The sequence below is a fragment of the Bacteroides sp. 3_1_13 genome (genome assembly GCF_001185845.1).
Lineage (GTDB): Bacteria > Bacteroidota > Bacteroidia > Bacteroidales > Bacteroidaceae > Bacteroides > Bacteroides xylanisolvens.
The window spans coordinates 1,133,476-1,157,644 of sequence record NZ_KQ236955.1 but is presented as its reverse complement, the minus strand read 5'-3'; the positions used below and the strand labels follow the sequence as shown (position 1 = coordinate 1,157,644).

At 41.4% G+C, this 24,169-nt stretch carries 16 protein-coding genes; 4 read left to right on the top strand and 12 right to left on the bottom strand.

Going from position 1 to position 24,169, the window contains the following annotated elements; genetic code table 11:
- The first annotated feature begins 114 nt into the window (after window positions 1–114).
- Both HMPREF9009_RS04260 and HMPREF9009_RS04255 read left to right on the top strand, forming a co-directional pair.
- Window positions 115–1,182: a tyrosine-protein phosphatase gene (locus HMPREF9009_RS04260; RefSeq protein WP_049701538.1), complete on the top strand. Its 1,068-nt coding sequence runs from the start codon at window positions 115–117 to the stop codon at window positions 1,180–1,182.
- A gap of 113 nt (window positions 1,183–1,295) precedes the next feature.
- Window positions 1,296–3,221 carry a DEAD/DEAH box helicase gene (locus tag HMPREF9009_RS04255; protein ID WP_049701537.1) on the top strand — a complete coding sequence of 642 codons (1,926 nt, stop codon included), beginning with the start codon at window positions 1,296–1,298 and terminating at the stop codon, window positions 3,219–3,221.
- Window positions 3,222–3,319: 98 nt separating this feature from the next.
- Here the strand turns inward: HMPREF9009_RS04255 and HMPREF9009_RS04250 are convergent, their stop codons facing one another.
- From HMPREF9009_RS04250 to ruvB, 5 genes are all read right to left on the bottom strand, one after another.
- On the bottom strand, window positions 3,320–5,461 hold the full coding sequence (locus HMPREF9009_RS04250) for a S46 family peptidase (protein WP_049701536.1): 2,142 nt from the start codon (window positions 5,459–5,461) through the stop codon (window positions 3,320–3,322).
- A gap of 19 nt (window positions 5,462–5,480) precedes the next feature.
- A complete protein-coding gene (locus HMPREF9009_RS04245; RefSeq protein ID WP_004313751.1) occupies window positions 5,481–6,836 on the bottom strand; it encodes a TIGR00341 family protein in 1,356 nt (451 codons plus the stop codon).
- A gap of 2 nt (window positions 6,837–6,838) precedes the next feature.
- A complete protein-coding gene (locus tag HMPREF9009_RS04240) occupies window positions 6,839–8,335 on the bottom strand; it encodes an oligosaccharide flippase family protein (RefSeq protein ID WP_004313750.1) in 1,497 nt (498 codons plus the stop codon).
- A 30-nt stretch (window positions 8,336–8,365) separates the two neighbouring features.
- Window positions 8,366–9,142, bottom strand: a complete 777-nt coding sequence (locus tag HMPREF9009_RS04235; RefSeq protein WP_083444145.1) for a carboxylesterase family protein — start codon at window positions 9,140–9,142, stop codon at window positions 8,366–8,368.
- 62 nt (window positions 9,143–9,204) lie between these two features.
- Window positions 9,205–10,236, bottom strand: coding sequence for a Holliday junction branch migration DNA helicase RuvB (ruvB, locus tag HMPREF9009_RS04230; protein WP_004313748.1), 1,032 nt, complete (start codon window positions 10,234–10,236; stop codon window positions 9,205–9,207).
- 127 nt (window positions 10,237–10,363) lie between these two features.
- On the opposite strand from ruvB, the gene HMPREF9009_RS04225 reads away from it, so the two are divergent.
- Window positions 10,364–11,596: a nucleoside recognition domain-containing protein gene (locus tag HMPREF9009_RS04225; protein ID WP_049701535.1), complete on the top strand. Its 1,233-nt coding sequence runs from the start codon at window positions 10,364–10,366 to the stop codon at window positions 11,594–11,596.
- A 16-nt stretch (window positions 11,597–11,612) separates the two neighbouring features.
- Window positions 11,613–12,032, top strand: a complete 420-nt coding sequence (ybeY, locus tag HMPREF9009_RS04220) for an rRNA maturation RNase YbeY (protein WP_049701534.1) — start codon at window positions 11,613–11,615, stop codon at window positions 12,030–12,032.
- A 178-nt stretch (window positions 12,033–12,210) separates the two neighbouring features.
- On the opposite strand, the gene HMPREF9009_RS04215 is transcribed toward ybeY, so the two are convergent.
- Genes HMPREF9009_RS04215 through HMPREF9009_RS04185 form a run of 7 tightly spaced genes read right to left on the bottom strand, consistent with a single transcriptional unit; the run spans window position 12,211 to window position 24,166 of the window.
- On the bottom strand, window positions 12,211–12,627 hold the full coding sequence (locus tag HMPREF9009_RS04215) for a lipocalin-like domain-containing protein (protein WP_049701533.1): 417 nt from the start codon (window positions 12,625–12,627) through the stop codon (window positions 12,211–12,213).
- Between the two features lie 6 nt (window positions 12,628–12,633).
- Window positions 12,634–15,357 (bottom strand): S9 family peptidase, encoded by a 2,724-nt coding sequence (locus tag HMPREF9009_RS04210; protein ID WP_049701532.1) that lies wholly within the window; start codon window positions 15,355–15,357, stop codon window positions 12,634–12,636.
- Window positions 15,341–17,695, bottom strand: coding sequence for a S9 family peptidase (locus tag HMPREF9009_RS04205; RefSeq protein WP_049701531.1), 2,355 nt, complete (start codon window positions 17,693–17,695; stop codon window positions 15,341–15,343). The genes HMPREF9009_RS04210 and HMPREF9009_RS04205 overlap by 17 nt, the downstream gene beginning before the upstream one ends.
- Before the next feature lie 18 nt (window positions 17,696–17,713).
- Window positions 17,714–20,074 (bottom strand): S9 family peptidase, encoded by a 2,361-nt coding sequence (locus tag HMPREF9009_RS04200; RefSeq protein WP_049701530.1) that lies wholly within the window; start codon window positions 20,072–20,074, stop codon window positions 17,714–17,716.
- Between the two features lie 45 nt (window positions 20,075–20,119).
- On the bottom strand, window positions 20,120–21,832 hold the full coding sequence (locus tag HMPREF9009_RS04195; RefSeq protein ID WP_049701529.1) for a PKD-like family lipoprotein: 1,713 nt from the start codon (window positions 21,830–21,832) through the stop codon (window positions 20,120–20,122).
- 17 nt (window positions 21,833–21,849) lie between these two features.
- Window positions 21,850–22,608 (bottom strand): DUF4843 domain-containing protein, encoded by a 759-nt coding sequence (locus tag HMPREF9009_RS04190; protein ID WP_049702247.1) that lies wholly within the window; start codon window positions 22,606–22,608, stop codon window positions 21,850–21,852.
- 43 nt (window positions 22,609–22,651) lie between these two features.
- A complete protein-coding gene (locus tag HMPREF9009_RS04185) occupies window positions 22,652–24,166 on the bottom strand; it encodes a RagB/SusD family nutrient uptake outer membrane protein (RefSeq protein WP_015531968.1) in 1,515 nt (504 codons plus the stop codon).
- Window positions 24,167–24,169 lie beyond the last annotated feature (3 nt).

The window sequence follows — 24,169 nt, the reverse complement described above, 5'->3', positions numbered from 1 at the left end:
ACGCTCTTTATGCTCGTAAATTACTATTAACTTTGACTAATTATCGCAAAGGAATTATCAGATCTGCCGGTAATTCCTAACTTTGCGTATATGATTCACCCAGACAAAGAAACTATGTACAAGAACCTGTTAAGCTGGCTTACTGTTTTATTAGTGCTTCCATCCTGTTCTAACACCTCACCTACCATATCTGTGGTGTGTGAAGAAAACAATGTAGGAAACTGTATCATCAAATGGGAGACAGCACCTCTATTGAGAGGAGAGGTCAAAGTATATACCTCTACTTCGCCCGAACTTATTCCGGAGAATTCGCCTATCGCAACGGCCAGCATCTCCGATGGTAAAATGACAATCGTAACCGACGATCCTTCCCAACGTTATTATTACTTGCTTGTATTTAACAACAAATACCGGATTAAAGTAGCCACCCGCAACATTAATATTCCCGGCATACAGAATTTCCGCGATTTAGGAGGATACGAATCTGCCGCCACGGGGAAATCGCTTCGTTGGGGAATGATCTATCGGTCTGCACAAATAGACAGCATCCCGTCCGGCTCACGCCAAGAACTTAAAAACATAGGTATACGAACCATCATAGACCTGCGTTCTGAAAATGAATGCCACAACTACCCGCAACTGCACGACGACGGATTTAAGATCGTACATATCCCTATCCTCACAGGAAACATGGAAAAAATCCTCCAAGGCATCCGGGAAGATAAAATAAAAACCGATACTATCTACCGTCTGGTAGAACGGATGAACCGGGAATTAGTCACAAATCACCAAAAAGAACTCAAAAAGCTGTTTGCCGTTCTTCTCGACCGCAACAATTATCCGGCCGTCATTCATTGTACATCGGGGAAAGGGCGTACAGGAGTGGTTTCCGCATTACTGCTCGCCGCGCTAGGAGTCAATGAAGACGTGATAATGGAAGATTACCGATTGAGTAACGATTATTTCAATATTCCCAAAGCTTCTAAATACGCATATAAATTACCGGTCAACTCTCAAGAGGCAATCACCACCATCTATTCCGCCAAAGAAGATTTTCTGAATGCCGCAAAGGGGCAAATTGAATCAGAATATGGAAGCGTACAAGCCTATCTGCAAAAAGGAATCGGACTCTCTACGGAAGACATAGAACAGTTGCGAAGCATTTTATTAACCAACAATTGAGGCCGATCAATGACAAATACGATGGCGCCTATAATAATTATGCATTATCAACCATTCATTATCAACTAAATTAACTATCTTTGCAGCCGAAATAAAAGATATACAGAGATTTAATGAAGACATTTGAAGAGCTTGGCGTTTCTCCGGAGATACGTAGAGCAATTGAAGAAATGGGATACGAGAATCCCATGCCGGTACAAGAGGAAGTGATTCCGTACCTTTTAGGAGAAAATAATGATGTAGTAGCTCTTGCACAGACAGGAACAGGTAAAACAGCCGCATTCGGTTTGCCCTTGCTCCAACAGATTGACGTAAAAAACAGAATTCCACAATCGCTTATCCTCTGCCCTACCCGCGAGCTTTGTCTCCAGATAGCAGGAGATCTGAACGACTATTCCAAATACATTGACGGACTGAAAGTGCTGCCTGTATATGGTGGTTCTTCCATTGATAGCCAAATACGTAGCCTGAAACGAGGTGTACATATCATCGTTGCCACACCGGGACGTCTGCTCGACTTGATGGAACGCAAAACCGTATCTTTATCTACCATCCACAACGTTGTAATGGATGAAGCGGACGAAATGCTTAATATGGGATTCACAGAGAGTATCAATGCCATCCTGGCTGATGTGCCGCAGGAACGTAACACTCTACTGTTTTCTGCAACAATGAGCCCGGAAATCGCACGTATCTCCAAGAACTACTTACGTAACGCGAAAGAAATAACTATTGGCCGTAAAAATGAAAGTACCAACAACGTTAAACACGTTGTTTATACCGTACAGGCTAAAGATAAATATGAAGCTTTAAAACGTATCGTCGATTACTACCCACAAATATACGGTATCATTTTCTGCCGTACCCGTAAAGAGACTCAAGAAATTGCAGACAAATTGATGCAGGAAGGTTACAATGCCGATTCTTTGCATGGCGAACTTTCCCAAGCACAACGGGATGCCGTTATGCAGAAATTCCGCATCCGTAATCTGCAACTGCTCGTTGCAACTGACGTGGCTGCCCGTGGACTTGACGTAGACGATCTGACACATGTCATCAATTACGGATTACCTGACGACACAGAAAGCTATACACATCGTAGCGGACGTACAGGGCGTGCCGGAAAAACCGGAACTTCCATTGCCATCATCAACCTCCGCGAAAAAGGAAAGATGAGAGAAATCGAACGGATTATTAGCAAAAAATTTATTGTCGGAGAAATGCCGACAGCCGCAGGTATCTGTCAGAAACAGCTGATTAAGGTAATTGATGATCTCGAAAAAGTAAAAGTGAACGAAGAAGAGATTGCCGACTTTATGCCGGAAATCTATCGCAAACTGGAATGGCTAAGCAAAGAGGACTTGATTAAACGAATGGTTTCTCACGAATTCAACCGTTTTGCAGAATATTACCGCAACCGTCCTGAAATAGAACAACCAACCGATATGCGTGCAGAACGCGCCGGACGTGGTGATCGTAAAGAAGGAGGTTTCGAGAAAAGAAGCCGAAAAGCTGCTCCAGGCTTCAACCGCTTATTTATCAATCTGGGTAAAACGGACAGCTTCTTTCCAAGTGATCTTATCGGACTGTTGAACAGCAATACAAGAGGGCGCATTGAATTGGGACGCATTGACCTGATGCAGAACTATTCTTTCTTTGAAGTACCTGAAAAGGAAGCGACCAATGTAATTAAAGCGCTGAACAAAGCTAAATGGAACGGACGTAAGGTCGTTATTGAAATAGCCGGTGAAGAAAGCGGAAAAGGACGCGAAAGCAGTTCTAATGAGCGCAAGGGAGGTAAACGATTCGGCGGCAAAAGTGACGAGCGTACACCACGTTATGAAAATAAAGACAGAAAACCAAAAGATGCCTCGGCAAAAGGTGCTAAATCGGCTAAAAAAGATAAACCCAGTCGTGCAGAACGAGGATATTCTGATGCCCGTGGTCCCAAAAAGAAAGATGACTGGCAAGAATTTTTCAAAGACAAAGAGCCTGATTTCAGCGAGGAAGGATGGGCACGTAGAAAACCCAAAAAGTAAAAAGGAATTCATTTAAATAAAATAGAAAGGCAACTAACTACCACAGATTAGTTGCCTTTCTATTTAGTAAATATATATCTTTTATCGAAACATTTACTTCATCGAGCTATCTTCAACTCCTGAACAAGATTGCCCGCCTTACCGTATTTCTCTATAATAAAGAGCATATACCGCACATCTACTCCGATGCAACGCTGCAAGTCAGGTTCAAATACGATGTCACTGCTCATTGCTTCCCAGTTGCCATCGAAAGCCAGCCCAAGCAATTCTCCTTTGGCATTGAACATGGCACTGCCGGAATTACCTCCTGTAATATCATTATTAGAAATAAAGCAAACATTCATGTCTCCCTGTGCATTGGCATATCTTCCGAAATCACCGGAAGAAAGCAAACTCAACAACTCGGGCTGGACGGCAAAGTCAATATCACCTGCATGTTCCTTCACCTTCTCAAAGATGCCTTTCACAGTGGTATAATAATCGTAAGTGACCCCATCAAAAGGAGTATACCCCCCAACCGTTCCGAAACTAAGCCGCATGGTGGAATTGGCATCCGGATAGAAATTACGATCGGCATACATACGGCGCATGGCAGCGTTGAACAAACGTTCCCCTTGCTCTATCTGCTCGGAAGCTTCGGAAATACTCTGATTCATCTCATAATACTTCACGATCAGGTCCAGACTCAAGGAAACAGCCGGGTCCTCTATCAGATTATACGTAGTATCCCGTTCCAGGAAACGTTTTAGGCCCTTAGGAGACGTTATATTGGACGTTGCATACAAAGAGTCTACATAAGCCTGAATATTCCCGTTATAGAGTGTATCTATCTTTTCATACATAGCAGGCAGATACTTCTTATCCACTTTCAACTGATACTCTTTGAGCATGGCAGCAAAAACCTCCTTATCAATGGAAAGATCAAGATTATCATACTTCTCCAATAACTTCTTCATGCGGGTAATCACCAGCTTCTCCTCGGCCTCAAAGTCGAAATTGAGAATTTCAAGAGCAAGCTGCACCAATTCGGGACCATTGATAAACGATTCACCGAAATAAGCCAACGCACGATTTGTTTCCCGACGATTACTATAACTCAACTCCAGAGAAGAGAATAAACGAATCAGTTTCTCTCTTTCTTCCGGATGAGACTGAATCCAGTCGCGAAGGGCTGCTTCAGCCGCCCGCTTCTTTTCCAATACCTTCAGATGTTTGATGGCCTTGTTTGTCCCGATGCTATTCTTCCAATAATTGGAACTTTCATCGTATTTTGAAGCATACTTGATACGAATATCCGGACGACGATCCATCTCCCGTTTCCAAACTGCTTGTTTTACTCCCCGCACATCAATCATTGCCTGATTGATTCCATTCATCATCTCTTCGATACCATACGAAGAAAGATAGCGTTCCGTACTTCCCGGATAACCAAGCGTCATGCAGAAAGAACCTTCCTTGTATCCATCCAAAGAGATGGGCGCTACATATTCAGGGTGATAAGGGACGTTGTCAGGAGAATAATCAGCCGGGCCATTCTTCGTATTGGCATAGATACGGAATACACTGAAATCACCCGTATGCCGCGGCCACATCCAATTGTCCGTATCCCATCCGAACTTCCCGACAGAAGAAGGAGGCGCAAAGACTAAACGAACATCGTTATAATCACGATAAACGGAAAGCCAGAATTCATTACCTGCATAATAAGCATCGACAATACCGGTCAGCGTAGAATCTTTTTCGAAAACTTCCAGACCGATTACATTCATGATCGAATCGACAGCTACACGGCGTTCTGTTTCCGTTTTAGCATAGCGGGCGGCAGATAACACCCGTTTGGTTACGTCTTCCGTACGAAGCAGAAAACGGACATACAACTCCGGATTCGGCAGCTCTTCGTCAAGGCTACGTGCAAAAAAGCCATCTTTCAGATAATCATGTTCCACAGAAGAGTGTTGCTGGATACTGCTGAAACCACAATGATGATTAGTAAACACCAGACCGTCTTCGGAAACCACCACTCCCGAACAGAAACCTCCAAAGCTGACAACAGCATCTGAAAGAGAGGGTTTCTTCGGATTATATATTTTATTCACAGGCATTTGCAAACCAAGTTCTTTCATTACCCGGTCTGTCTGTTTGTTTTTGCGTAGGTTTCCCAGCAGCCACATTCCCTCATCGGCAAATACATTTGACAGACAGAGGGAAAAGACTATCAAGACGGTTAGCCTGAATTTCATATTACTATTTTTAGATTCATTATTCGGTAATCAGCCTCAACTTCTTCGCTCCTACACGGGCTTTCAGCCATTCGCTGATTTTCTGTTTCTCGGCAGCAGACGGATGTCTGTCGAATTTCAAAACAGCCAATGTTACCGTATCGGTCTTCATCGAGTCAACCCGCACTTCGAGCGAATGAGCGATGGAGAGCGTAGTGATGGAAGGGTAAAGCACTTTCAGTTCGGGCACTAATGTACGACTCATTGCATCATACGTTCTGTATTGTTCCAACGTTGTCTCTAGTTGGGAAATCTTCACTGCCTGTTGCTGAAGTCGCTGCTCGCTGTTTTTGTAGAAGTCTTCCATGACCATGGCACGGATAGAAGTCACATCTACCGCTTCATTGTTCATCCCCTGCAATACAACTAGCTTCGTATCTTCCAACTTATATTCTTTCATCTTGCTACGGGCAATAGAAATCGAAGCATCGGGCACTTCAGGACCAATCAAAACAACCCGCACTTCTTTATGCTCATAGCTGATCTTTTTATCAAGTACCTGTGTATTTTCAAAGCTCAACTGATCGCTAATAAAACGATTGGCTGCCGCCTCATAGAAGGTGCTTTTTATAATTCCAAATGTCAGATAAACCGCAGGACACATGGTAAGCACCACAATCAGAACGATGTATTTACGTACGGTCTTCTCACGGGTTTTATCTACAAACTCTTTTCGTTGGAAATGCATCACACGAACTCCGAGGAAAGTAGCCAGACTGATAAAAACAGAGTTGATGAAGTAAAGATAAAAAGCACCCAGGAAATAAATAAGATTACCGGAAGCCAGTCCGTAACCGGCCGTACAAAGTGGTGGCATCAATGCAGTAGCAATGGCAACGCCCGGAATCACATTTCCTTTTTCCTTGGTAGAGAGAGCCACCACGCCTGCCAAACCACCAAAAAGCGCGATGAATACATCATAAATAGTGGGCGATGTACGTGCCAGCAGCTCTGACTGTGAACCGGCAATAGGGGCAAGAAGGAAGAAGATAGTGGCCGTCGTCACACTGAAAGCGGTCGTTATGAGAAAGCTCTTTAAAGAGCGTTTCATTAATTCGAAGTCGTTCAGTCCGACAGAAAGTCCCACTCCCATAATAGGTCCCATCAACGGAGAAATCAACATGGCACCGATAATTACGGCAGTAGAATTTACATTCAATCCGAGTGATGCCATAAAAATGGCAAAAATCAGAATCCATAAATTGGCACCTTTGAACTCTACACCCTTACGGATAGAATCCACGGTGGCCAGTTCGTTATCCTTGTCTTTTTTCAAGTCCAGATATTCTCCTAGAAAGGACTTGATAGCAAACTTATTACGTTCATCTGTCTTCATAGTTATTTCTTCTTTATAAAGCGATTAATAACAGGAATCTGACTCAATGGTAAATCCTTCTTGATAATATAAGCTATAAATAGCAATAAAAGTACGGTACGGAAAGCGAGACGGAGCACCAGATTAGGGATAGGCACCTGTTCTCCAATAACGTAAAGTACCGCTGCCAGCAGAACATAAAGTCCGAGGCTTTTCAAATCATAACGAATCGGGTATTCTTTCTGTCCTATCCAGTAGGATAACAGCAGAATTACCGCATAGCCTGCAACAGAAGCCCATGCCGAAGCAAGATAGCCGTAAACCGGCACAAATAATATGTTCAATACAACAATAATGACACAGCCGATCACCGAGAAGTAAGCTCCCCAATAGGTCTTATCCGTCAGTTTATACCAAAAGGAAAGATTGAAATAAATCCCTTTACAGATTTCTGCAAGCATCACAATAGCTACCACTCCAAGACCTTCCCAGTAACCTTTTGCTACAAGATAACGCAACAAATCGAGGTAGAACATTACAGCAAGGAAAGCCAACAACGAGAAGATAAGAAAATATTTCATCGCAGCCGCATACATTTTTCGGTTATCTCCTTCGCGGTCTTTACCAAATACAAACGGTTCGTAAGCGTAACGGAAAGCCTGTGTAAACATGGCCATCACCATCGCTATTTTGCTGGTTGCCGCATAGATACCCAGTTGTACCAACCCTTCCTGTCGATCTTCAAAGAGAAACGGATAGATCATCTTGTCAACAGTCTGATTCAGAATACCTACCAAACCTAAGATTAATACCGGAAAAGAGTATACTACCATTCGCTTCAGCAACACCCGGTCCAACTTATAAGCAAATCCTGTCAGTTCCGGGATAAAGAAGAACATTTGGACAACCGAAATAATCAGGTTGCTGATGAAGATATATCCCACCAGATAGTCCGGATCATAAAACCAAGAGATGGTTGCCGGACAATGTACATTCAGCCACGGACACACCAACAGGAAAAACAGATTCAAACCGATGCCGCCAATGATAGAAAGCAGTTTGATAGCTGCAAACTTGACAGGGCGTTTTTTATATCGCAAATAGGCAAAAGGAATGCATTGAAAAGAATCTAAAGCTACCACAACAGCCATCATCGCTATAAATTCCGGATGATCGCCATAATCCAGCAAATTGGAAATCGGTTGCAGGAACAACAGGCAAAGGAGAACGAAAATCAAAGATACGCCTCCTACTGACAATAGGGAGTTGGCATATACTTTCATCGGGTCTTCCCCCGATTTATTGGCGAAACGGAAGAATCCCGTTTCCATACCGAACGTAAGCAGTACGAGCATCAGGGCTGTAAACGCATACACGTTCGATACGACTCCGTAACCTCCGGTGGAAGCCGGTAATACAGCTGTATACAGGGGTACCAGCATGTAGTTAAGGAATCGTCCGACAATACTACTTAACCCATAAATTGCAGTATCTTTAGCTAATGATTTTAGTCCAGCCATGTTTTATTAGTAATTATCATTCAGATTGGTTCAACGTTTCTTCTTTTGTTTGAACAACCAATCCATAAATCCGGGATAATTGAAAGCCGGATTCCAGCTTCCATGATTACAACCGGGAAATTCTATATATTCCACATCTGCACCGGCAGCTTTCAGTGCTTTATATGCTTCGCGAGAACCTTTCACCGGAACTACATCATCCGCATCTCCATGAAAGATACGAAACTTCACATCTTTGGCAGCCGACAACCGGTTTGGATTAACTATACCGCAGATAGGAATTGCAGCAGCAAATATCTCCGGGTAGCGTATTACTAAATCATACGTTCCCATCGCTCCCATTGAAAGGCCGATAATATAAACCCGTTGCGTGTCCACTTCGGGCATCACCAGATAGGAATCGAGCAACTGTTTAAGTGTCTGCAATATAGGACTGATCTCCTGTCCTACCGGCATTTCAGCAGGTATAAAAGACTTCGGACGTTCCGTATAAGCCCAGTAACCGTCTGTCGGGCACTGCGGAATCAGCACAAAAGCAGGATACTTTTCTTGATTGACCGGATTAAGAAACATCTGTCCGCCATGAGTCAATTGCTTCTCATTATCATTTCCCCGTTCGCCGGCTCCATGCAAAAACAGCACGATGGGGTACTTCTCACCCGGTTTCACCGATTCGGGGTGAATCATCCGGTAAGGTAAGGAATCTCCTTTAGAAGAAACAAAAATATCTCTCCCATATCCCTGTTGAGCCGATAGAGAAAGGCTCAAAAAGAGAAAAACAAGTAAAGTAGTCCATTGCTTCATCATCCAACTATGCTTTATAAAGTTCTTTTATACCGTTAATACCACTTATCACATGCCGCTTTATGTCAGTCATTAAACAGTGTTTTCTGACTGTTATAAAGACTTCTTCCCAAATGCTTATAGGCAAGTTCGGTCACCTCACGTCCACGGGGAGTACGTTTCATGAATCCTTCTTTTATCAGGAAAGGTTCGTAAACTTCCTCGATGGTTCCCGCATCTTCTCCTAAAGCCGTAGCAATGGTCGTTATACCGACAGGACCGCCTTTAAACTTGTCTATAATGGTACAAAGTATCTTGTTGTCTATCTCATCCAGTCCGTACTTGTCGATATTCAATGCTTCCAGTGCAAACTGGGCAATCTCCGTATCGATAGAGCCGGTGCCTTTCACCTGTGCAAAGTCACGTACCCGGCGAAGCAAAGCATTAGCAATACGGGGCGTCCCACGACTACGGGAAGCAATCTCCGATGCTGCACGTACCGAGCAAGGTACATCCAGTATGGACGCAGAACGACGGATGATATTGCTCAAAATATCATCGTCATAATACTCCAAATGAAGGTTAATACCGAAACGTGCACGAAGCGGAGCCGTCAACAGACCGCTACGCGTGGTTGCACCAACCAGCGTGAAAGGATTCAAATCGATCTGGATACTGCGTGCCGAAGGTCCCTTATCAATCATAATATCGATGCGGTAATCTTCCATGGCCGAATAAAGATATTCTTCCACTACGGGCGACAGACGATGAATTTCATCAATAAAAAGCACGTCGTTCGGTTCGAGGCTGGTCAATACACCTGCCAGGTCACCCGGTTTATCTAGCACCGGACCGGAAGTTACTTTAAAGCCGACTCCCAATTCGTTGGCGATAATATTTGAAAGAGTTGTTTTTCCTAATCCGGGAGGGCCATGCAACAGCACATGGTCAAGTGCTTCGCCGCGCAGACGTGCCGCCTTCACAAAAATGCGAAGGTTTTCCACCACCTTGTCCTGGCCGCTAAAGTCTTCAAAGCTTAACGGACGGAGTGCATTCTCGAAATCCCGTTCTTTTGAAGTAAGCTGATGTTCGCGTATGTTAAAATCTTCCTGTTCCATTTATTTCTTGAAAAGTAGGAGACAAAGATAGAGATTTACATTCATTTTCAGTATAAGAAAGACGAAGATTTAGTTTATTTGAAACGTAATAACTACTTTTGCACTATCTATATACACGCTATCAACTATGGTTCTAAATTACATTTGGATAGGATTCTTTGTCGTCGCCTTTATCATCGCCCTTGTAAAAGTGATTTTTCTGGGAGATACGGAGATATTTACAGCTATCATGAACGCTACATTCGATTCTTCAAAGACAGCTTTCGAGATATCTCTGGGACTTACAGGCGTACTGGCTCTTTGGTTGGGTATCATGAAAATCGGAGAAAACAGTGGATTGATTAACGCACTGGCTCGCTTTCTTAGTCCGGTGCTTTGCCGACTGTTTCCGGATATTCCTAAGGGACATCCGGTGTTAGGGTCCATCTTCATGAATATGTCTGCCAATATGCTTGGCCTCGACAATGCAGCCACCCCGTTGGGGCTGAAAGCGATGAAAGAGCTGCAGGAACTGAATCCGAAAAAGGACACTGCTTCCAATCCGATGATTATGTTTTTGGTGATTAATACATCCGGCCTTATCATCATTCCGATCAGTATCATGGTGTATCGTGCACAAATGGGAGCTGCACAGCCTACAGATGTATTTATCCCTATTTTGCTAAGTACTTTCATTTCCACTTTAGTAGGAGTCATAGCAGTCAGCATCGCTCAAAAGATAAACTTAATCAATAAGCCTATTCTCCTTTTAATGGGCATTATTTGTCTTTTCTTTTCCGGCTTGATTTACTTGTTCCTAAGCGTTTCACGAGAGGATATGGGTACTTATTCTACATTGATAGCGAATATTCTGCTGTTCAGTGTCATCATCCTGTTTATTTTGACGGGAGTCAGGAAAAAAATCAATGTATACGATTCATTTGTAGAGGGAGCTAAAGAAGGGTTTACGACGGCTGTGCGCATCATTCCTTATCTGGTTGCTTTTCTTGTAGGAATTGCAGTGTTCCGCACTTCGGGAGCAATGGATTTTCTGGTGGGAGGCATCGGCTATATAGTAGGCTTATGCGGAGTGGACACGAGCTTTGTAGGAGCGCTGCCTACCGCATTGATGAAATCACTTAGCGGTAGCGGTGCAAACGGATTGATGATCGATACGATGAAAGAACTGGGACCTGATTCGTTTGTAGGACGTATGAGTTGTGTAGTTCGCGGAGCTTCGGACACCACATTCTACATTCTGGCCGTTTATTTCGGCAGTGTGGGGATCACTAAAACTCGTAATGCGGTAACTTGTGGTCTGATAGCAGACTTCTCGGGTATTATAGCCGCTATCTTAATCAGTTATTTATTTTTCTTTTAAATCATAACATTCAATTATGGCTGTAACTTATCAAACAGAAGGCGTAAAAATGCCTGATATCAAGAAACGTGAGACTACGGAATGGATAAAAGCCGTAGCTGTTTCTTACGGAAAAAGACTCGGTGAAATCGCTTATATCTTCTGCTCGGACGAAAAAATTCTGGAAGTAAACCGTCAGTATCTGCAACATGATTACTACACGGATATTATTACTTTCGATTATTGTGAAGGCGATCGTTTATCAGGTGACTTATTCATCAGCCTAGATACGATACGCACCAATGCTGAACAGTTTGGCGCTTCATACGAAAACGAACTACATCGTGTGATTATCCACGGAATTCTTCACTTATGCGGCATCAACGATAAAGGTCCCGGGGAGCGGGAGATTATGGAAGGTGCTGAAAACAAAGCATTATCTATACGAAAAGTGTAAACAAGCCTCAACAGCAAACGATTTCAATAAACAAGCGATTTATTCAAACATACTATACTGTAACATACTGTATAAATACTGTAAAACAAAGACGCCTCATCGTAATCACTACGACGAGGCGTTTTCATTAGCAACGTAATGCTAATTTAAACACTAAATTATTTAAGAGAGAGATTTATTACTTCTTATCAGGGGTCACTTCTGGAGTAACCAATTTCTTGATTGATTTCATATTCAGATACAGAAAGGCCAATCGTGGGCTTGCTTCCTGTGCAACTAATTCTAGCGAATCTGATGTTATATAGCCAATACGTTCACGTGTTTTATACACTTCCGTCTTCCCATCTTCTCCTTTGCTAAATCCTTCAACGATTAAATAACCATTATCAATTTTCCAAGTCTTTAAATCTAAAGACGGTACATTGATAGCAGAACATTTACCACCTTTTTTAAACTCAAACCCTTTGAGTTCCCCTGTAGATTCATAGGTGTAAGGATTACACCATTTACCAATAATTTGTTTCTCCACTTTCTGTCCATAGCTACTGAATGCAAAGCAAGACAGAACCATAACTGTCATTAATAGTTTCTTCATTTTAATTTATTTTTCTAGTAAATCATATTTCTGATCAATTCCACGTTCTCGCAAATGAATACCCTCTTTCATCCAACGCGGTTCTTTTGTTCCTTTCAGATAATAATCAAAGAACTGTTTCATCCGGATAGTCCAGTCTTTCTGTGCAGCCTGATTACCAAGAAAATGCCCTTCACCTTTGTAATTAAGATGCCATGCCGGACGTTGTAAACGACGCATAGCTAAATAAAGTGCACGACCTTGTTCGTAGGCAACAGCCTCATCCTTATCATTATGCCAAATTAATAATGGAGTATGTATTTTATCCGCTTCCACGATAGCAGAACTTGCCAAATACTTATCTTTGGCTTCCCACAAACTCTTCCCCATACGGCTTTGCCATTCTTCATACATGAAATAACGCGGCAAACCGCTTCCACCACGAATACCCAAATAACCGGTTACCATATCAGTAATAGGAGCCCCGATATTAGCACAAGCGAATATATCCGTCTTCGTCACCAGATAACTAGTTTGGAAACCTGACCAACTATGTCCCTGAAGACCTATCTTTCCCGGATGCGCTATCCCCTGCTCTATCAAGTATTTCGTACCGCTTACTACTGCATCATAACTACTCTGTCCCGGTGTTCCTATGGTAAAATGCACATCCGGCATAAATACAATATACCCATTACTAACAAAGTACATCACATCCGCCATTGCACTACTCAACATTGGAGCATGATAAGTGTTCAGCCCTCCGGAATGTGTTTCATAGAACTGTACCAGAACAGGATATTCTTTCTTAGCGTCATAATCTTCCGGCAAGTAAAGTATTCCCTTGTTAGGCTTATTCTCATAATTAGTCCATTCCACTAACTTTGCAGTACCCCATTTATATTCGCTTTGTTGAGGATTAGCATTCGTTATACGAATCGGATCAGAGAAATCCGATTTACTCCACCACAGATCACGGAATTCTGATATATTCTGACGATTCCAAATACAATACTTCTGATTGTCAGAAAAACGATGAATTGAATAGATATAAGGGCCTTCTGCGAGCTTCTTCAAGCGGCCTTTCATGTCAAGTGAATAAATACCTTCATCCATTGTATTTTCATCCCATACGCTGACTATAACCGTCTCATCCGGATTGAATACTTCTTTGTCAATATTGCTGGTCATTTTACGGATAGATCTCTGATTTTTGCGACCATACCCCTTAGTGATACATTCTGGCTGACGTTCTCCGGTCAAATCGATCTTCCACCAGTCATAAGCGTCATAAATCAACACATTATTACCATCAGCAGTCCAACCAGCAATACCATAAGCAGGTGCAGGATTTGGTTTGTCATAAGCTTCCTCAAATATCGGATAACCAATAGCTGTTGAAATATCGGTAACCTCACCCGTTTTTCCGTCAAACTTATTCCATACCTGTGCAATAGGATCATACATCACAGCCCATTTGCCATTCATCGACCACCTCGGTCTTGTCCGGTAGCTACGTCCTACCAATTGCTTTTCTCCCGTATGTACATTTACAGAATAGATGTCAAACGGCATTTCATTAAGCCATTCTTTCTGCGCACGATAAGGAGTTTCGTCCGTATAAAGCACATAATGAATTTCTTCCGCACGATCCGGCTCCAACAAATCAGCATGCCCAGGAGCTACTTCCGTCAATTTTTGGGAAGCAATGTCATAGATATATTTCGAATATTGAGGACGGAAATAACGACTACGTGTCTGCAAAGTAGGAACTTCATGTTCATCCCAAGTCCACAACTCCAGCTCAAAACTCTTATCCGGCTTTATTTCCTCTTCTTTCTTATCTTTATTTACTTTCTCCTGATAAGGTCTAAGTTCCATTGTCAGAAACTTCTGACTACTTGACAGACTAGCCCGAGCAAGTTCCATCCTTGCAGGAAGAACTATCTCTTTTCGGTCAAAGACCAAATCACAGGTGTTCTTCTTTAAGGAAAAGTTGTACCATAGTGAATCTTTAATACTGAACCCTCCTATCATCTGTTTTGCATTCAAGTTGAAAGAAACTGGTTCTTTCTTTACGGAACTCTGATAAATAGTCTGATAGGGTCCGGTTAATGGACCATAACACAATGCGTTACCTTTCGCTTGTTTACGTACAAAGATGATAGATCGTCCTTCGTTGTACAAGGTATAATAACCAATACTGTCAATTTGAAAGGAAGTGCCGTTTTTTAGATGACGAACTATCAAGCGGTCGAAAGATGGAACATGATTGATGGTATCCTTCGGCACATTTGTTACAGAAATTGAGTAAGGAATTCCTTTTGCTGGTCGGAAAGCTTCCTTATAAGTCCACTCGGTCTTTGTGCCTGAAGGCAGTTCTAACAGGATTGTTTTCGCATTCCCAGTAGAATCGGACACTTGATAATATGCAGCTTGATCTGAATTATAAAACTCAATATTTTCTACATCCTCCAACAGAATCTCCTTACGGGTGCGTGAGTCAAACAGGTGCAAGATCTTTCCGTCTTTGTACTCGGGATTATATTCCATAGGAACTATACGATAAGTCACCCATCGCCCTGTCGGAGAAATATCAGGCGACTCTACACGCATCCATGACATACACGCGTCAATATCAATCGGCTTCTTCGGTGTTTGTGCCTTAATATTCTGACCAAATCCGATCAAAAGTCCTACTGCTATTCCGATTCTTATTATTGTCCTGTTCATCTTATCTTCTCCTTTCATCTTCTATCATATATTTATTCAGATCAATATCTGCATCCGCCGAATGATCGTTCAATAGTAAACGTGCGAAATGACGCCACATTTTATGTTCAAAGAATACTTCTGATTCACCAAAGAATCCATGAGTGCATTTCGGTAGTACAAACATATCAAAGTCTTTGTCTGCTTTAATCAATGCATGTACCAGACGTAATGTATTCGCCGGATTTACGGTATTATCGACCGCACCAGTAAATAACAACAAGCCATGCTTGTAATTCTTGGCTAGTTCCTGATTAGGGCGTACACGAACACTATAATCATAAGTCGTATGCTCCACTCCCAAGCTATCTTTCCCTGTTTTCACCTTTTCATCTACGCCAAAGTGAATTTCCACAAAGCCCTTATTATAGATTCTGTTATCATGGTTACCCGCCGAAGAGACAGCAGCTGAATAGAAGTCGGGATAAGTACATATAGCTGCAGCCGACATGAATCCTCCTCCGGAATGACCATAAATACCGACTTTTGTACCATCAATGAAAGGATAACGGGCAGCCAGTTGCTCAATAGCATACTTATCATCTGCCAATGGATAGTCACGCATATTGTTATATCCATATGTATGATATGCTTTTCCACGCATCGGAGTACCACCTCTATGACCTACAGTAATAACAATGAATCCCAGTTGCGCCAGACGGGTATTATATACATCATTCACAGTAAAGCGTGTCGGCACATACTCAAAAAAAGGTCCTGGATAGACGTTCGAAATAATGGGATAAACCTTCGTCGAGTCAAAATCTGCAGGTTTCCACATCACGCCATAAAGATCAGTCACACCATCACCCGCTTTCACCTTAAAACGCTCCGGAGCTTTCCATCCCATCTCATAAACAGGTTGCAAGTCCGGTTTTTCCAGTTTCATAACCACCTTTCCACGTGAGTTGCGAACGACATTGACAGGTTCTTGTGAAACCGTGGAGTAGGAATCTACAATATAATGGTTAGAGGGAGAAATTCTAGCTTCATGTGATGCGTTTTCGGGTGTCAACAAACGAATAGCATTCAGTTGATCCAGTTTAGCTTCATAAAGGATATAATAATAAGGGTCGATGCTTTTCTCACGACCATAACCATAAAAATAAAATTTTCGACCGACAGTATCAATCTTTGCAATCGGACCAGCCACCCAAGTTCCGTCTGTCACCTGATTTTTCAGGTTTCCGGTAGCAGTATCATACAGATAGTAGTGTCCCCACCCGTTCCGTTCCGAACGAAATAATATTTCTTTTCCATCTTTCAGGAAAGACACGCTACGCATCTGATAATCAAGGTACGGCTTATTCTCTTCATGAATTACGACGCGTACCTGTCCAGTTTCGACATCCACCTCACAAATATCTGATTGATTCCAAGAGCGGTTATAACGTTGAAAATAGAGACGTTTACCATCATTTGTTGTATACAGTACATCGATATACTGATCAGGCCAACGATTGATATCTACTTTCTTCACTTCCCTTTTATCTACGTCGCCAAGTAAAAGTTCATATTGTGTCACGTCTTTATCTCCTGCCAACTCGGCTTTATAAGTCGTTAATTCAGGAAACTTTGACAATGAATTGATTAACCACAGATCGCGCACTTTCCGATTGTCCTCACGAACAGCATAAAAACGATGAGTACCCGGAAGCCAATGAGCTGATTCAGCCCCGAAACGTCCCTCCATCTTTCCTTCATCCTCACGATTGAATGTATAGTCCGGTCCCCCGTCTGTTGTCAACTGTACAGGTATTGTATCCTGTCCCTTTTTCGGATTTCCGACAAAATACAGGTTGTCTTTACTGGCATACAACATATACAAGCTATCCGGAGAATATTTCTTCCAGTATGGATCACCGTCTTTATAAATAGGCTTTTCATCGAGTTTCTTCAACACTTTCGTACGAATGTTATAGGTATATAGCCCACGGTCGAAGTCGAGACGAATTGTCTCATTATCTTTCATGAAAGTGAAAGACAGATGAGGATCTGCAGCAGAGTAAGCTTTTTTGGTATATACTGCAATCTTACTCAAGAGTTCGGGGGTATCAAACAACAGACGTTTTTCCTTTTTCTTCGGATTCACATAATAGTATTTCTCTCCCTCACGGGTAGTGAAAGAATAGTAGAAGCAGTCCGTATCATTGATGAACGTAGGGTTGACTTCCGTAGAATACTTCATGATAGGATTCTGTGTCAGTAAACGAAACTTCTCCGCCAACTGATAATTTGCTTTTTGCTGTGCGCTGGCCATGCTGCATATTAATGCAACAGCCGCCAAGCACAGATATCTAAAAAGAGAGTTTTTCATAAAATTTTGTCTATTGTCTTATTTGGTACAGTTTATATCCCCCCAATAATCTGCCCGGTTATCACCTAGCAAGTGTTTAGCAAAGAAGCGATACATCTTTTTCTCAAAATATTTATCTGCAGAGCCATATCCATGCCCTGCACCGGGTATTACCAACATATCGAAATCTTTGCCAGCTTCAATCAATGCTTGAGCTACACGATAAGTGTGTGCAGGATTAACATTCTTATCCATATCCCCCGTCACAAGCATCAGATGCCCTTTCAGATTCTTGGCAATCTCTGCATTAGACTTCACACTGAATTTGTACTCATATTCTTTCGTTTCGTTGCCCAAGCTGTCTTTCACAACCTTTTCAACTTCTTTCACGCCATTATAGCATTCGCCCCAACCACGATTATAGATACTATTATCATGATTCCCGGAACAGGAAACGGCAGCCGTATAAAAGTCCGGATAAGTGAATATAGCAGCTGCAGCCATAAATCCGCCACCTGAGTGCCCGTATATACCTACTTTCTTGCCATTGATAAACGAGTGGCGTTGAGCCAACTGTTCGATTGCATATTTATCATCTGCAAGGGGATAATCGCGCATATTGCCATAACCGTAGCGATGATAAGCTTTACCACGCATCGGAGTATCCCCTCTATGTCCTACAGTAATGACAATAAAACCTAGCTGTGCCATACGGGTACAATAGCTGTCATCCAATGTAAAGTTAGTAGGTACAAAGCCGAAATAAGGACCAGGATAAACGACTGAAATAATTGGATATTTCTTTTCAGGATTAAAATCAGACGGCTTCCACATCACTCCATATAAGTCGGTAATATTATCTGCTGCCTTTACAACAAAACGTTCCGGCTTTTTCCAACCCGATGCATAGACTAAGTCCAAGTCAGGTTTTGCCAACTCCATTATCACTTTGCCTTTTCTATCTTTCAGCATGATTTTAGGCTCCATGTCAACTCTTGAATATGTATCGATATAGTAATTATGAGATTTCAAGAAATTCACATTATGCTGCCCATCTTCTGTACTTAATGGAGTAACTCCTTCTTTGTCAATATCAACTTCGAAAAGCATATAATAGAAAGGATTTACTTTCTTATCTTTTCCATATCCATACAGATAAACTTTGCGTTTCAGTGTATCAATAGAATTAATGTAGCCTGTTACCCATTCACCAGAAGTCATCACATTCTTGAGGTTTCCATCGCCATCATAATGATAATAATGTCCCCAGCCAGTACGCTCTGAACGGAACAAAATATCCTTACCATCGTTCAAGATTGCCACATTACGAGCATGAGGATCACGATACGGTTTATCTTCTTCATGAATGATCTCCTTTACTTCCAAAGTTGAGAGATTAACCGAGCATACATCTACTTCATCCCAAGTACGTTTAGTGCGTTCAAAAAACAAATATTTGCTATCTGAGGTAACATGAAGAGGCATTACATACTGGTCTTTCCATTTTTCTACCTTCGCTTTCTTTGCCGTTTTTTCTACAATATCAATAATCGTCAAATCATTTTGAGTAACATATTTATCACCAGGGAACTCATATTTATATTTGACCAATGACGGTGAATCTTCTATTGAATTAATTACCCAAAAATCTCGTAATAAACGGTTATCATCACGCACTGCATATACATGGCGATTATCCGGACACCAGCGTGCTAGCGTCGGTACTTCTCCGTCTTCTGCAGGTTCGTAATCATCTTCACGAGCATATGAAAAGTCTTTCATACCATCCGTAGTCAGTTGCACTTCAGTTGTATCTACTCCCAGTGACTTATTTCCTTTCACATACAAATTATGATTCTTTGCATACAAAATATATTTCTTGTCAGGAGAAAAGTTCATCCAAGTATAGCTTGGGTCTGATGATTCTTTCTTCTCTTCTTTCTTCTCAACTATTGTCAGTTTACCCGTCAAACGATTATAACTATACTGCTTACCCTTATAATCGAACTCAAATGAACGTTGATCTTTTGAAAAAGTAATAGATGAAATGTCCAGTTTATTTTTATCCACCACGCCTTTGGTGAATTCACTTAACTGCATAGCCATCTTACTTTTGTCAAAAAGAGGTTCACGTTTTCCTGCAGCAGGCATCACATAATAGTAATCTTTACCAGCTGTCGTTTGAAAATCAAACCAGAAATTATCTGTATCATTGATTTCCCGCGGATAAATCGATAGACTATTATTAGATAATTTACCTCCTAAGGTAAATTCCTGAAACTCCTGTACCAACTCGTAATTGGCTAGTATTGTATCATGCTTGCCAGAGGCTTGTCCCCATCCTTGCAATGCAAAAATAAAAGACAAGCTGCCGACAATAAAAACTCGTTTTAATACCATAATGGCTATTTTATTACTATATGAATCACTTTTAAAGCTATTCTTCTAGAAAGAAAATGACATATAATCATCACCACTTCCCCATTTATAAAGGACATCTACAATTTCTCCAAAGTTCTTATTTTCTTCTGAAGTGGTTTCATTCGGGAATTGCTGTTTAAGAGAAACCGCCGTACACGTACCGTCTTTTAGTCTTGTTTCTACAACACTATATATATAAAAACTTCCGTCTTCCAAAGCAACCCCTAATTGCCCACTGTAAGGATACTTGTATTTACGTAAATTGGTGGTCACATCCATACCTGACAAGGTCTTGACAGCAGCAGGCAACGGCTCACCTAATGGCATCAAACTCCCTCTATATTCCACATCTCCATAAGAATCCCATCCGTATTGATAATAATAAAGCTGGTTTCCGCTGGCAATAACCACATAACGTTTATTTCCAAAATTAGCCATACCACGATAATCATTGATAACTCCTAAAGGAGCCTCATAATACCAACCATCCATACAACTAACGGATCTGCTATCTGCCTCTAACCCGAAATAACGCAATTCATATACTGATGTAGCTTCATCTTTCAGCAAAACCGTCCAAAAAGGATAAGCCATTGTAAAATCATTCCCTCCATCATATGGAGCTGGCAATGCATCTACCACTGTCTTTTTTATATTTGAGAAGTGATCTTCACCACTCGGATCGGCAATATTATACATATTCCCACTTTCAGAACTAGTCATTTCGCCGATAGCTGAACTCTCACTTCCAGCTACATCACCCACATCCAAAATGCCCACTAATGAATTATCTTCTTTTGTCAACGCAAGCATCACATTCGTATAATAGTAATTAAACTTATAGGCTTGGAACAAGCGACTGAATCGGGTTTCATTATTTAATCCTATAGACATATAGGTACCTGCATGAAAATCAGCCGCATCTGCCTTTTTTTCCCAATAAATTAGTCCATTCTTATCCAACAATGCCTTAGCCGTATAAGTCATGGCAGCTTCTATCGGAGAAAAATGAGCAGGAATATCCCCACGGAACTCTTCATCTGTGTACACTTCACGTTCCAGCGTATTGCCATTAAGCTCCACCCAGCGATCTTGTTTCACTACCAATTCATCGTATACGCTAATACCGTACTGAAGATTATAATCTATATAACCAATGTTATTCATCAATCCTTTCGGATTTGATCCCAAATTGGAAACGACATCACGCTTCACTATATGATAAACCAATGAATCACGAGTAAAGGTTTCCCCATTATACGTTACCTGATAATGTTGTGTTGTAGGTACAATGAAATGAAGCACAGAACGTCCGCCTTCATCCGACAGAATAGTCCATCCACGTTGAAACATAGACATCACCTTAATAATCGTAGATTTTCCGAACTGGACCCCCGACTTATTGTCGGTCACTGCAAATGTCACTTGATACGTACCGCTTTTGTCGGCTTTAAATGTATAAGTGGCACCACTTTCACCTGTCTGCAACTGTTTGTCTATGTACCATTCGTAGCTGACGTCGGGCGTAATGCTGTCTATCGTAAACTTAAATGTAGGCGCCAATACCAATTCGTCTCCCTCTATCAAGTTATATCCAGAATTGATATTCTCAATATTGAAATTACCACCTTGTAAGTCATTAATCTGCTTGTAGTTATAATTATTGTCATCATCCAAACAACCGGACATAACTCCGACAAAAACAGCCATCACTGCATATATTCCTAATTTTTTCATACTTTGCAATTTTATAGTTATCCTGCCACTTCCACAGTAATCACATTTCCATGCTCATCTTTCTCCCAATCTTCCTTTTTCTTTCCTTCGTTCATCTGCTTCAAGGTATTCTTCAGTCTTAATGAATATTTACGTAATACTTGCTTGTTCTTTCCATCGAACACCATATCATCTTTTTTCAACTCGTCCAAAAACATCTGATACTTCCTTTCCGAATATTCACCTAGATAAAACCAATCGACCGAGTTCCCCGGATTAGATTCTGACCCTGCATCAATCACCGACCACCAGTGAGGTTTAAACAAACGATCGGTAACAGTAATAAAAGCACGAGAATATGAATGGTCACCTTGCTTCACCCCATTTGCCTCCACTACCTGCAATGCCAATATTTTCGTTTCTTTCTCCAGCATTGGGGCATTCTTCAGTATCACATAAATGGTATCCGTGAGCAATCCCTTTCTAATCCTACAGTCTGTAGGCAGCACATATAAGTCGGCAGGCAAGGTTGTATATTCTGCATCTACACTTACATTAAAATGTAAATCATCTTCCTGTATTTGCCCGTAGACAGAGACTTCTATCGGTATTTCGGCATCCTCACCCTCATTATACATTTTAAAAGATACTGTAGTCGTGTCTTTTGTCATATCATTAGCAAATCTCAAATAGGCTGTATCGTTACTGTTGACCAGCAATCCCTTCTCTTCACACGAAACGAGCATCAGATCTGCAATACAAATCAACGCTCCCCATATAGCATATTTTATCTTCATTTTCATTTCTCTTAAATAGTTATTATGAAAATATTCCTTATATTTAAATATTTGATTCCGAATCAGGTTTCGGCAATACCACATTCTCATCAGTCGGCAAAATATCACTACTATAATAAGAGCTGGCGGGGATCAATCTATTCAACCGTTTATACATATAGAATATCTGCCCTTCACCTAGAAATTCACGACGGGCATCATTTACCAACAAATCTATAAACTCCGATTTATTTGTCACATTATCAAACTTCTTTGATATCCCTCTTCCTTTTTTCACCAATTCCAAATAGCCTCGTGCTTCTTTGGGTTTGGTATCAAAAATCGCTTCAGCAGCAATGTAATACACCTCAGACATACGTATCATAGGGAGCATACGGTTATTTGTTTTCCCTTCATTTGTACTCTCTGTCTGTTTGTTATACTTCAATGTGCGATAATAAAACCCATAATACTTCTCTTCCAATTGATACTTAAACCGCCAGTCGCTATTTATTTCATCCCCATACAGTTCTTTCGCAACATCACCATCAAGACACAAATAATTCTCCTCACTGGCACCATCGGAACCATGATTTATTTCCTGATCCCATTCCACCAACTCCTTTGAAGAATAGAGCCCGAAAATAATATCATTATACATCTTCATATTTCCATTCCTAAAGCCAGACGAATTAGTTGAAGCCTCGAAATAGCCGGTTTTATTTTCTTCATCAATGATTTTCTTGGCTTCTGCATAAGCCTCTGCATTCTTTCCCGCATACAAGAAAACACGAGCCAACTCCGCCGTTACCGCATAATAATTCAGGCGATAGCCTCTGCTTTTTGCAAACAGGCTCTCTGAAACCGTTTCGATATTGAATCTAGCGTTCGCCCCCATACTAGATGTTGCATCCACTTCCTTCAGAATGCGCTGTGCTTCCTTCAAATCAGCAATAATCTGTTCCAAACAATAACTAACAGTTTGATGGTTGTTGACATAGCTAGGATAAACATTAACATAAGGAATGAAAGTACGATCATCTTTCCCGAAACCAACAGATGAAGGAGATGGAGCATAAATACGAAGCAAATCAAATTGTATAAATGCGCGCAATCCGATAGCCTCACCCAAAATCATCTGCCGCTCACCATCAAGTCCACTAAAGAGATTAGGGTCAGCTTTGGCGGCCTGTTGAGCCAATTCATTACAATTGGCAACCACATTCCAAGCAGCATTCCACATGGCATCTGTGACAGGGACTAATTCTGTATTTTTAAACTGAAGCGCTGCCATATTTCTCATAGCTGTTCCACCACCTATACTTGGAGCTTGATCTATATAATAAGACTGCGCCCAGGCATCCATAATGCCCCAAGTAAGGTTACTTCCATACAAATTGAAAGTAGCCATCTTCCGGTAAATACCGTTCGTTGCCGTACGGAAACCATCACCAGAAGAGAACAAATATTCCTCCTTTATCTCATCAGAAGGATAAAGGTCAAGCCAATCTGAACACGAAGAGAGTGTCAAGACTACAAACGCAAAAGAAACAAACGTAGTATATATTTTTCGTATCATAAT

What these genes read in the sequence shown, in the direction of transcription:
- HMPREF9009_RS04255 (WP_049701537.1), top strand. Translation starts at nt 1,296, where the DNA reads ATGAAGACATTTGAAGAGCTTGGCGTTTCTCCGGAGATACGTAGAGCA.
- HMPREF9009_RS04260 (WP_049701538.1), top strand. Translation starts at nt 115, where the DNA reads ATGTACAAGAACCTGTTAAGCTGGCTTACTGTTTTATTAGTGCTTCCA.
- HMPREF9009_RS04245 (WP_004313751.1), bottom strand. Translation starts at nt 6,836, where the DNA reads ATGAAGACAGATGAACGTAATAAGTTTGCTATCAAGTCCTTTCTAGGA.
- HMPREF9009_RS04225 (WP_049701535.1), top strand. Translation starts at nt 10,364, where the DNA reads ATGGTTCTAAATTACATTTGGATAGGATTCTTTGTCGTCGCCTTTATC.
- HMPREF9009_RS04195 (WP_049701529.1), bottom strand. Translation starts at nt 21,832, where the DNA reads ATGAAAAAATTAGGAATATATGCAGTGATGGCTGTTTTTGTCGGAGTT.
- HMPREF9009_RS04250 (WP_049701536.1), bottom strand. Translation starts at nt 5,461, where the DNA reads ATGAAATTCAGGCTAACCGTCTTGATAGTCTTTTCCCTCTGTCTGTCA.
- ruvB (WP_004313748.1), bottom strand. Translation starts at nt 10,236, where the DNA reads ATGGAACAGGAAGATTTTAACATACGCGAACATCAGCTTACTTCAAAA.
- HMPREF9009_RS04185 (WP_015531968.1), bottom strand. Translation starts at nt 24,166, where the DNA reads ATGATACGAAAAATATATACTACGTTTGTTTCTTTTGCGTTTGTAGTC.
- HMPREF9009_RS04205 (WP_049701531.1), bottom strand. Translation starts at nt 17,695, where the DNA reads ATGAAAAACTCTCTTTTTAGATATCTGTGCTTGGCGGCTGTTGCATTA.
- HMPREF9009_RS04235 (WP_083444145.1), bottom strand. Translation starts at nt 9,142, where the DNA reads ATGATGAAGCAATGGACTACTTTACTTGTTTTTCTCTTTTTGAGCCTT.
- ybeY (WP_049701534.1), top strand. Translation starts at nt 11,613, where the DNA reads ATGGCTGTAACTTATCAAACAGAAGGCGTAAAAATGCCTGATATCAAG.
- HMPREF9009_RS04210 (WP_049701532.1), bottom strand. Translation starts at nt 15,357, where the DNA reads ATGAAAGGAGAAGATAAGATGAACAGGACAATAATAAGAATCGGAATA.
- HMPREF9009_RS04190 (WP_049702247.1), bottom strand. Translation starts at nt 22,608, where the DNA reads ATGAAGATAAAATATGCTATATGGGGAGCGTTGATTTGTATTGCAGAT.
- HMPREF9009_RS04215 (WP_049701533.1), bottom strand. Translation starts at nt 12,627, where the DNA reads ATGAAGAAACTATTAATGACAGTTATGGTTCTGTCTTGCTTTGCATTC.
- HMPREF9009_RS04240 (WP_004313750.1), bottom strand. Translation starts at nt 8,335, where the DNA reads ATGGCTGGACTAAAATCATTAGCTAAAGATACTGCAATTTATGGGTTA.
- HMPREF9009_RS04200 (WP_049701530.1), bottom strand. Translation starts at nt 20,074, where the DNA reads ATGGTATTAAAACGAGTTTTTATTGTCGGCAGCTTGTCTTTTATTTTT.